The organism is Lentzea sp. NPDC037011 (genome assembly GCF_055607425.1).
Genome location: NZ_JBVJRT010000028.1, coordinates 17,327 through 27,765, shown reverse-complemented (window position 1 = coordinate 27,765; position 10,439 = coordinate 17,327). Strand labels below are relative to the sequence as shown.

Below are 10,439 nucleotides of genomic sequence, written 5' to 3'. Positions count from 1 at the left end.
ATCGCCATCGAGGCGGCGTCGGCGACCAGGCCGACCATGCCGAGGCCACCCTCGATCCAGTTGCCGTCCTTGATGCCGTTGAACGTGTCCATCGCGGACTCGGCGATGGAGATGCCGGTGGCCCAGCCGTTGTCACCGGTACCCGCGTTCATGAACCCCGACGGCGCGGCGTCGGGCTTGACCACCAGGGGGTTCGACATCACAGGCCTCCGGTGGTCTTCACGCTGGTCTGCACGGGCACCGTGACGTCCCTCCCCGAACGCGGTACTTCCTCGCTCGAAAGGATGACGCAACGCTGCGTCACGCGGTTCCGTTCGGTTCGCAGTTGGTCCGGATGGAGCAGGCCCGATCGAGGAACCGCAAGCACCAGCGTTACCACACGACCACTTGGCGTAGCGGTAACTGGGCCAAAAGTGTGAACAACCACAAGACCTGTATCAGCGAACCCCTGGCGGAGCCTCAGGGTGCGGACCCGGCTGACGGCCGTGGTCACCCCTGGAGTCCGGAGGTGGGTGAGCGCGATGGCTCTCGACGATGGTGACGCTCTCTGGTACTGGAACGGCAACGTCTCCCGCACGAAGAACATCCCCCAGTCCCAGTGGTTCGGGACCAGCGCGCCGCAGGACTACGGCGGGCACGGGTGGGAGATCTCGAACTTCGTCGTGTACGGGAACGAGGTCGTGGAGGGACAGCCGCACATGAGGGGCGGCGACGGCAGCTTCTCCTGGCTCAACAACAACCCCGGCAACATCACCGCCGGCGGGCCCACCTACGGCGCCTACCCCGGCAAGGTCAACTGGCACAACTTCATGATCTTCCCGTCCTGGGACCTGGGCTACGACGCGATCCGGCAGCTGCTGCGCGGGCCCGGCTACGCGCACCTGTCGATCCTCGCGGCGTTCAACCGGTACGCGCCCGCCTCCGACGGCAACGAGCCGGTGCGCTACGCCAACAACGTCGCCGCCGCAGTCGGGTGTGACGTCAACACCGTCGTCGGTGACCTCAGCGACGACGAGGTGCTGGAGATGCAGAACGCGATCACCGACATGGAGGGCGCGGTCGCCGGGTGGTCCTACGCGCGGGACGACTCCGCGTTGCCGCAGGCCGTCTTCGACGCGATCTGGTCGTGACGGTCATGAGCGCCCCGACGCAGACGCTGACCGCGGTCGCCGCGGACGCCGCCCACTGGGACGTCGGCGGCTACCGGATCTGGGCGAGCACGGAACCGCAGGTGCTGCTCTACCAGCGCACGGAGCTGCGGTTCGCCGTCGACTCGCAACGACGGCCCATCGCCACCGTCACCCGCTACCGGGAGTGGACCGGCAACAGCTTCCAGACCACCGGGGGAGCGGCCACCTTGGAGTTCTCCGGCAACCTCACCGAGGACCCGGCGGTGCTGCTGTCGTTGCAGGACACCTGGACGCGGGCGATCCGCGCCGACGGCTACCTCGGCGAAGACCCCCGTTACGTGCCGATGCCGGTGCGCGATGCCGCGCTGTCCGCGGAGGTCGACGCGGTCCGCACCACGACGACCGGCACGACGGTGCAGGTCGAGCTCGCCGCGGCCGAGGCCGACCGGTGGGCGGCGGCGGTCACGGACAAGGGCCCGGTGGCCGGAACGATCACCCTGAGCTGTTCGTACCCGCGGCTGATGCCACCGGCCACGTCCGTCGTCCGGTTGCACGGCCGCAAGGTCTACAACGGACTGGCGGCGGTGCTCATCAGAGCGGAGGACGGCGAGATCTCCGGCACCACCGGGGAGATCCGGGCGGCGTGGGCCGAGCTCGTGCGCACCGGCGCGGTCGAGGTCACGTTCAGCGGCTCACCGGCGGGCGATCTGCTCGCCGCCAGGGACGCCCTCGTCGACCAGATCAGGGAGAACCTGTTCGACCTGATGTTCGCCGTCCGGCAGGAGGCCACCACCGGCCCGCCGATCTGCGTGCTGCGCTGGAAACGGGCCGCCGACGTGCCGGACCTGCCGTTGAGCGTCACGGTCGGCGGGCTGACCTGGCTCACCGGGACGACGGTGGTGAGCGTCGCGGAGTTGTTGGCACGACTGGACTCCAGCGTGGTGCGCGACGTTGATGCCGCGGTGTCGGTGCCCGTGCAGGTGACCGTTCAGCCGTGCGAGCTCGTGGCCTCGGTGTCGGTGTCGCTGGACTTCGGCGACCTGCGGCCACCGGCGGTGCTGACCTTCGACAGGGCCGGCGGCACCCGCACGACCACGGTCACGACCGAGCACCCCGCGCAGCTCACCGTCGAGCACCGCACCCAGATCGTCTTCAGCGCGCCGCACCTGCCCGTGGTGTCGGTGCACGAGACCACCGAGCCCGGATCACCCCACGTCCACGTGCGCCCGGAGCAGTGGCTGGTGAAGCAGGAGATCTTCCTGGCGGTCTTCGACGACGACCGGCCCGCCGGGCGTGCGGACGACGTGGTCAGCCTGACCGCCAAGTGCGGCAACACCGTCTGGTCGGCCACCCTCGCACCGGACGGCGCGGTGACGGTCCACTACCCGGCGACCGGAGACCGGCACGCCCTCTGCACGGTGATCGTCGCCGGTTCCGTGGGCGGACAGCTCGTCCAGGGTTCTCGCGAGCTCCCGGCCGACACCCGTGTCGTGCTGCTGCTGGTGCAGAACGGATCACTGCGCGTCCTCACCGGCGACGAGGCCGGCGACGAGGTGGTCGACCGGCCGCTCGGCACACCGCTGGTGCGCAGGCAGGTCCCGCCGGACGCCGAGACCGGCCGGCCCCTCTCGGTGACCGTGCCCGTGGCGCTGGTGCCGCAGCCGACCACCACGTCCGGCTGGGCGGCGTCACTGGCGGCGCTGGTCGAAGCCCGCGAGCACAAGGCCATCACCCCCGCACAGGTCGCGGCTGACGCCGGCCTCGACCTCGACACCTCCTACCCGTGGCAGCGCATCCGCGCGGCGGTCGGCACGTGGCGGCTGGCCGAGGAACGCGTGACCGGCCTGTCCCCGCGCGACTGGGCGGCGCTGCTGCGGGAGTGGGGCCCGGTCTGGGCGGTCCGGCCGGACGCGCCGCACCGGGGCGTCGTCGTCTGCGGGATCGACGGCGACGGCACCCCGGAGGGGACCTCGGTGCGGGTCAACGACCCGTGGCCGCCGTTCGCGGGCACCGCCGAGCACATCACCTTCACCCGGTTCGACCGCGAGTTCGGCGCCGGAGCCGAGACCGCGCTGGTGCACGGCTGATCGCCAGGCATCCGACACGAGGAGAAACGACCATGGCAACCTTCCTCACCGAGAGCGTCCCGGTCAGCCTGTCCGGAGCGCTCGGCACGGCGGGCAACTACACGCTCTACAACTGCGACCAGCCCAACCTGGTGCTCTACGTCGCCAGACAGCCGCGGCTGATGCTCGACGACCGGGGCAAGCCCGGGGTCGCTGTCACCACCTACACCACGCAGCAGCCCGACGGCAGCATCAAGATCGCCAGTGGTGCGGCGACGATCGCCGTCAACACCACGCCGACGATGGACGCGGCGACGATCGACCAGGCCAAGGCGCTCGTCGCGGCCCAGGGCATCGCCGACCCGAACCTGGTCCGGTTCCACCCGCTCACCACGCAGAAGGGCAAGGCGCGGCTCAACCTGCCCACCATCGCGGGTGCCTCCGACCAGGCCCACAACGAGCGCGACGTCGGCACGCCCGGCGGGTCGCTGTCGTTCATGGCGAACCTGACCGAGGTCGGCGCGCTGGAGTGGGCGCAGGGCATCCGCACCGGCACCGGGATCAACGGCGACATCACGATCAGCTACGAGTACCTGCGCCGGATGCCCGACATCGGCGCCGAGGTGCGGGTGCACGGGCGCCGCATGTTCGAGCACTTCTCGGCCGCGCTCGACGTGAGCTACAACGGGTTCTTCTTCGGCGGCAGCGCCAAGATCGAGTCCGCGTGGGACGAGCTGACCCGCAACGGCACCGTCGAGGTCGTGTTCTTCAACCAGGGCCTGCCGCCGGACCTGGAGGCGCTGCGCCAGGAGATGGTGAAGACGTTCTCCCAGCAGGCGCAGAAGATCCTGTTCGAGCAGATCTTCGCGCCGATGCCGGAGGTGGCGCCCGCCCAGGCCGAGCACGGCGGCGGGTTCTTCGGTGGCGCCGGCTTCGCGCTCAAGTGGAAGCAGCAGTCCGACGCGATCGACTTCACCCAGCGCATCGAGTTCCGCGGCACCACCTGGCTCACCCAGACCATGGACATCTCGCTGGCGGCCCTGTTCAGCGGCCTGGACCCGGCGTGCCTGACGAACGTGCCCGCACAGCAGGCGTTCGACTCGGTCGTCCTGGTCGACGCGGACGAGCAGCTGGAGAGCGCCTCGGTGTCGCTGAGCTACAGCGAGGGCTCCATCCCGCGGGCACCGGTGTTCGGCAAGGAGGGCGGCACCGAGCGCTACACCGTGGTCAGCACCCGGCCCGGCGACGTCGTCGTCAACTGCGTCACGCAGCTCAACTTCGCGACACCGCGGTGGCCGATCGTCAAGGACGTGCAGCGGCGCACCGTCGGCGAGGGCGGTGACCAGATGGTCATCAAGGCCTCCGCGTCGGTCGGGCGCACCGAGATCTACCTGTTCGTCACCGAGAACGGGCGCATCGTCCTCAACCCGACCACACCGGCGGAGGACTTCCTGGTCCTCAACGTCAGCTACGAGGGTCCGCACCTGAGCGCGCCGCTGCGCGACTCGGCCCGCCTCGACACCGCGACACCGGTCAACTTCGCCTACCCGCTCGACCTGCAGGGCCGGCCGGGTGTCGCGAAGTTCAGCGCGTTCGGCCAGATCGGCGGCCGCATCCGGCGGGCACCGGAGACGGTGATCCCGCCGTCCGACACCGCGGTGTTCATCCTCGCCGACCTCACCACCGGCGCGGTCCGGCTGGTCACCAGCGAGACCCAGCTGCCGGAGGCCGGTGACGTCGCGCTCGCCCTGGTGCGCGGTCAGGCCAGGCCGATCGTCGTGGACCTCACGCCGAAGCGCCCCGACCAGGAGACGAAACCGCACAGGCCCAGGCCGTTGCCCGCCCGTCGGCCAGAGGGCATGAAGCGGCCGCGACCGGAGCAGCCGCGCCCGGAGAAGCCCCGGCCGGAGTCGGGCCGCCCGGCGGCGCCCGGTCGTCCTGGTGAGCTGATCCGCGGCTGGACGGTCGGCGTCGAGTACGGCCGCGGCGGCACCTCGCTGTGGGTGAGGCTGGCCGACGGGACGTCACGGCAGGTGCGGCTGCGCCCGTCGGACGACTGGAGCGCGTTCGAGAAGGAGAGCCGCGACGTCGAGGTCCGCCTCGACGGCAGCGGCGAGTACGTCGACACCATCCGGACGACGCTCACCGTCTGATCCGGCCGGTCAGGGAGGAGGGAGGGCACGATGCCGCACACCTATCTGGTGCCCGCACACGCACCACAGCCCGGCGAACGGCTCGTGCACTCCTACGGCAACGGTGCCGCGGTGGTCGAGGTGGCCACCGCGGCCGACCGGCCGCAGGACGGCGACCACGTCGGCACGGGTGGTCTCCGGTTGCCGGCCAGGGCGAACCGCACCGCCGTCTCGGCCGCGCGCCGGTCGATCCGGCAGGCGCTGGGCCGCCCCGCGCCGGAGGACGAGCCCGACGTCGCCGCCTACGTCGAGTTCGTCGCACCACCGGACCCGCGGTGGCTGGCCGAGGTCCGCGACCGCGGTGTCGTGCTGCTGGGCTACCAGCCGGAGAACAGCTACCTCGTGCGGGGACGGCGCAGCGACCTCGCCGCGCTGCCCGAGGCGGTGCGCACCAGCGAGGGCGACCCGGCGATCCGGTCGGTGACCGAGCTGACCGGCGCGCTCAAGACCGCACCGCCGCTGCTCGCCGAGGACGGCGAGGACGCGGTCGTGGTGCTCGCCGCCGCCCCGCGGGAACGCGCACAGGTGGTCGCCGCGGTCGGCGCCGTCGTGGAGCTGGTGCCCGGTGCGGGCAACGACGTGCTCGACGAGCAACGCGTGCGGGTCCGCGCCCGTGTCGGCGCCGAAGGGCTCGACCGGCTGCTGGCGCTGCCGGTGGTGCTGTCGGTGGAGTCGTTCGGCGACGCCGAGCAGGAGGACGAGGTCGCCGGGCTCGTCGTGGCCGGGCAGCTCGACCTCGCCGGGCGGCCGCACGGTTCCTACGACGAGTGGCTGACCGCGCACCACGTCGACGGCTCCGGTGCGGTGATCGGCATCGTCGACGGCGGTGTCGACGTCGGCCACCCCGCGTTCGCCGGCCGGGCCGAGGACCTCGCCGGTGGCCGCAAGGACTGGCACGCCACCATGGTCGCGGGTCACGCGGCCGGGGCGTACCGGACCGAACGCGACGGTGCCGGGTTCAGCTACGGGCTGGGCACGGCACCGGCGGCGACGGTGCTGTCGCAGGACTTCGGCCGCCCCGGCCGTGAGCTGTGCGGCGAGACCACCGCGCAGGCGGGCCGGTCGATCGCGATCCAGAACAACTCCTGGGGCCGCAAGCTCGCCGACCCGATGGACTACGGCTCGGAAGAAGCGTTGTACGACAGCATGGTCCGCGCCGCGGACGGCGTTCCGCTGACCGTGTGCTTCTCCTCCGGCAACAACGGCCGGTCCGGGCTGACCCGGCCCAAGGCGGCGAAGAACGTCATCGTCACCGGCAACTCCGAGAACTACCGGCCCGACGTCGGCGGCCCCGACAGCGACGACGTCCGCGACGTCTACACCGGCTCGTACCCGTCCAGCCACGGCAACTGCGGTGACGGGCGGATCCGCCCGCACGTCGTCGCACCGGGGGAGTGGACCGCCTCCGCCGCGCACGGCGTGTTCCCCGGCGAGGTCGACTACGTCAGCGACCTGATCACGTGGGGCGGCGGGTCCTCCGGCGCCAGCCCGAAAACGGCCGGGGCGTGCGCGTTGCTCGCCCAGTGGTGGCGGCGCTGGCACGGTGGTGTGAACCCGTCACCGGCGATGCTGCGCGCGCTCGTCGTCAACGGCGCCGAGCCGATCGACACCGGTGGCCCGGTCCCCAACAACCAGCAGGGCTGGGGCCGGTTGTCGTTGCGCGAGCTGCTCGACCCGGCCGTGGCGCGCCTCGCGTTCGACCAGGCCGACCTCCTGACCGGACAGGGGGAGACCCGCCGCTTCCCGGTCCGCGCGGCCGACCCGGCGCGGCCGGTGAAGATCACTCTGGCCTGGACGGACCCGCCGGGCGCGGTCGGCAGCGGCACGGCGTCGGCGAGCCCGGTGGTCAACCGGCTGGCGTTGCGCGCCAAGGAGGACGGCGGACGCACGTGGCGCGGTGGAGCTGACCGGTTCCGCGGCGGCTGGACGATGGCCGACAGCGCGCTCACCGGTGCCACGCCGACCGGTGCCGTGCTGCGCGAGGAGGGCGCGGACAACCTGCAGTGCATCTACCTCCCCGCAGGCGAAGTGCACGCGCTGGAGGTCACGGTGACCGCGCTGACGCTCACGACCGACGCGCTCACCGGCGGGTTCGAGCGGCCGGGGCAGGACTTCGCGCTCGTGATCACGAACGCCGAGGCCGACCACACCGCGTCCGGCACCACCGTGGTCGCGGGCATCGCGCGCGGAGCTCCCGTTCCCGAGCTCACCCCCGACGAGGCCGCGTGGTGGGCGGAGGGCTCGGCCGCCGAACCGGAGTGCGCCCCCGGCCGGTGGCGGGAGGCCACGGACACCTCCGCGAGCGTCCTGGCGGCGACCGGAGCGCGGTTGCACGTGGTGGCGGAGGAGGCGACGGGCCTGGCCGGTGCCGCCGCGGCCGTCCGGGAGCACGTGGACGGTGTGGACGCGGTGGACGCGGTGGCACTGCTGGGGTTGCCCGCCGGCACGCCGATCACCGAGTCCGGAGTGGACTCGGTGCGGGCGCTGGCCGGACAGGCCGACGTGCACGTGGTGTCCGACGACCCGGACCTGCTGGCCCGGCTCGCCACCGCGGTCGGCGCCGGCACCCGCGTGCGCTACCGGCTCGCCGACCACGCACCGGGACTGGGCGCGGTGCTGCGCGACACCGCGGTGGAGTCCGCGGGGCTGCAACAGGTCCTGCTCACGCGGGTGTCCGCCGACGAGGGTGTCGCGGTCAGCTTCGGCGTGGTCGCGGCGGACAGCACGCTGGTGCTCGTGTTCCCGGCGCGCACGACCGCGATCTCCGTGCAGCGACCGGGAGAGCCCGCCGCCGCACCGGGTCCGGGCACGCGGGTGGTGGAGCACGCCGACCGCACCGAGCTGGTCGTGGACCGCGCGGGCGAGGTGCCCGGCACGTGGACGGTCCGGGCGGCGTTCGCCGAGCCGGTCGTGGGCGAGCCGGTCGTGGGCGAGCCGATCGCGTGGGTCCGCGGCGGTGTGGGCCTGACCGTCGAGACACCGGAGGTCGCGCCGGGCCGGCGGTTGCTGCGCGTGAGTGCCGCGCCCGGCTCGTCGCTGCGGCAGGTCTCGTTGCCGCCCACCCGGTTGGCGCGCACACCCGACTCGGAGGCCGGACGCCCGCTCGTGCTGCGGGTGCGGCCGTCGCGTGCGCACCGCGACCGGGAGAGGGGCAACCCGGAGGCGGCGGCCCGTGCCGCGTCGGTGCCCGCGTTCGGTCACGTCGTCGACCTGCCCGGCGGACCGGCGGTGCTCGACGTGCCGTTCGACGTGGTCGGCGCCGACGCCGACGGCACTGCGTTCGCCCGCCGCGCCCGCGCCGGTGTCGTCGTCACCGGCGCCGCACCCGACCTCCCCGGCCACCTGCCCCTGCAGGTCACCGGCCGCATCACCGAGGTCCGCTACCACGGCGGAACCGTCACCGGCGTGCGCGTCACCGCCGGCGCCCGCAGCCGTGAGCTGCTGGTCCGCTCCGAGGACCTGGGCGCCGCGCTCGCCGCGATGGACATCAGCCACCCGGTCGTGCTCGGGGTGCGCGGCGCCGACCTGGAGTGGGTGTTCCTGCCGTTCTCCACCACCACCCCGAAGGAGCAGCCGTGAAGGAACGCGTCCTCGCCCTCGACCTGATCGACTCCTACCCCGTCGAGCAGCCGGAACTGCTGCACGAGCCGGACGACTACGGCGTCATCCCCCGGTGGACACCGGAGGAGGTGCCGCAACGCCTGCTGTACCCGCTCTACCAGGACGTCGAGCAGGAGGTCGTCGACCTGCCGCCGTTCGACCACGACCCGGGGTTCGTGGTGTGCCCCGACGAGACGCTCGACGTCCTGTGGTTCACCCCGACCTCGCTCGCCCTCACCGACTTCGCCCTGACCGTGCGCCGCGAGGTCCGCCCCGACGGCGCCGTCGTCACGACCGGCGGTTCCGCGGTGATCTCGGTGAGCGCGTACGTGGGCAGGCCGTACGTGGAACGGGTCGCACGGGAGCGCTGGACGTGGCGGGACACCCTGCCGCTGCCGGAGACCCGCCGCGCGCCGTTCACGGTGCTGCCCGCCGTGCTGCAGGGCCTCACCGTCGACCTGGAGCTGCCCGCGGGGGTCGCCGCGGCGCCCGCGATCATCACCGCCTCACCGCTGGCCGGTGCCGCGACGATCGCCGTCGAGCTCACCGAGCTCGGCGTGCTGGCCTGGCGCACCGCGCTGGAGCAGGGCGTGGCCCGCACGATCCCCGGCACGGTCCGCGCCACGGCGGTGATCCCGACCGCCAACCCCGACGACTGGTACCCCGCGGTCGAACACCACACGCTCGACACCCCGCTGGGCACGCTGCTGGCCGGCCGCGGCGCGGCCGACGTCCGCCAGGTCGACCCGCAGCAGACCGTCTCCCCGACCGTGGTCGTGGTGGGCAGCCAGCTCGTGGCGTCCTCCACCGTCACGCTGCGTCCCTCCACCGGCCAGGCACCGTCCTCTGCGGTCTTCGGGCCCGGCGGCGGGCGGGTCACCACCGCCGTCGTGACCCAGCACCCGGACACCGTCGGCGTGGAGTGGAAGGCCGAGGTCGCCTTCACGCCGCCGCGCTGGCCGGTCGTCCCCGCCTCCGGCCGGCTCGACAGCACCAGCGGGTGGATCACGATGGTCAAACCCGAGTCGTGGTGCGTCGGCTACGTGCTCGCCATCGTCCCGGTGGACGCCGCGGGCCGCCCGGTGCCGGCCTCGACCCGCGCCGGCGACCGCGTGCAGGGCGTCCTCAACTTCACCGCGCCCTACGTGTCCGGCGGCCTGCTCTCTTCCGCGTTCGACGCCGAGTACGGCCGCCCGACGAGCCTCGTGCTGCCCCGCTTCCCCGGCCAGCCGTTCGGCGACCTGGTGCTGACCGTGTTCGCCACCTGCGGCGGCGTGCTGGGCCAGGCGTCGCGCCGGCTGGGCGCGGACGACGTCGTGGTGACCGCGCTGGCCTACCCGGACGGCAAGGTGGAGCTGCACACGAGCACCGAGTCGTTGCCGGAGGCGCCGACCGGGCTCACGAAGCTCCTCGCGCGGCTCGGTGAGCTGGCCAGGGGGTGACGCCCGGCC

At 72.9% G+C, this 10,439-nt stretch carries 6 protein-coding genes; 5 read left to right on the top strand and 1 reads right to left on the bottom strand.

What is annotated here, in order from left to right; genetic code table 11:
* Positions 1-200 (bottom strand): hypothetical protein (locus ACZ7CH_RS40710; RefSeq protein WP_470376419.1); only part of this gene is annotated, 200 nt, incomplete at its 3' end.
* A 321-nt stretch (positions 201-521) separates the two neighbouring features.
* Between ACZ7CH_RS40710 and ACZ7CH_RS40705 the strand changes: the two genes are divergently transcribed.
* The 5 genes from ACZ7CH_RS40705 to ACZ7CH_RS40685 are packed head-to-tail and all read left to right on the top strand — an operon-like array spanning position 522 to position 10,430.
* On the top strand, positions 522-1,130 hold the full coding sequence (locus ACZ7CH_RS40705) for a hypothetical protein (RefSeq protein ID WP_470376418.1): 609 nt from the start codon (positions 522-524) through the stop codon (positions 1,128-1,130).
* Between the two features lie 5 nt (positions 1,131-1,135).
* Positions 1,136-3,217, top strand: a complete 2,082-nt coding sequence (locus ACZ7CH_RS40700; RefSeq protein ID WP_470376417.1) for a papain-like cysteine protease family protein — start codon at positions 1,136-1,138, stop codon at positions 3,215-3,217.
* A 32-nt stretch (positions 3,218-3,249) separates the two neighbouring features.
* The gene (locus ACZ7CH_RS40695) at positions 3,250-5,349 is read left to right on the top strand and encodes a hypothetical protein (protein WP_470376416.1); all 2,100 of its coding nucleotides are present in this window, start codon (positions 3,250-3,252) and stop codon (positions 5,347-5,349) included.
* Positions 5,350-5,379: 30 nt separating this feature from the next.
* Positions 5,380-8,967, top strand: coding sequence for a S8 family serine peptidase (locus ACZ7CH_RS40690; RefSeq protein ID WP_470376415.1), 3,588 nt, complete (start codon positions 5,380-5,382; stop codon positions 8,965-8,967).
* Positions 8,964-10,430 carry a hypothetical protein gene (locus ACZ7CH_RS40685; protein ID WP_470376414.1) on the top strand — a complete coding sequence of 489 codons (1,467 nt, stop codon included), beginning with the start codon at positions 8,964-8,966 and terminating at the stop codon, positions 10,428-10,430. Before ACZ7CH_RS40690 ends, ACZ7CH_RS40685 begins: the two co-directional genes overlap by 4 nt.
* Positions 10,431-10,439 lie beyond the last annotated feature (9 nt).

Coding starts and splice junctions, on each gene's coding strand:
- ACZ7CH_RS40690 (WP_470376415.1), top strand. CDS start 5,380: ATGCCGCACACCTATCTGGTGCCCGCACACGCACCACAGCCCGGCGAA.
- ACZ7CH_RS40695 (WP_470376416.1), top strand. CDS start 3,250: ATGGCAACCTTCCTCACCGAGAGCGTCCCGGTCAGCCTGTCCGGAGCG.
- ACZ7CH_RS40705 (WP_470376418.1), top strand. CDS start 522: ATGGCTCTCGACGATGGTGACGCTCTCTGGTACTGGAACGGCAACGTC.
- ACZ7CH_RS40700 (WP_470376417.1), top strand. CDS start 1,136: ATGAGCGCCCCGACGCAGACGCTGACCGCGGTCGCCGCGGACGCCGCC.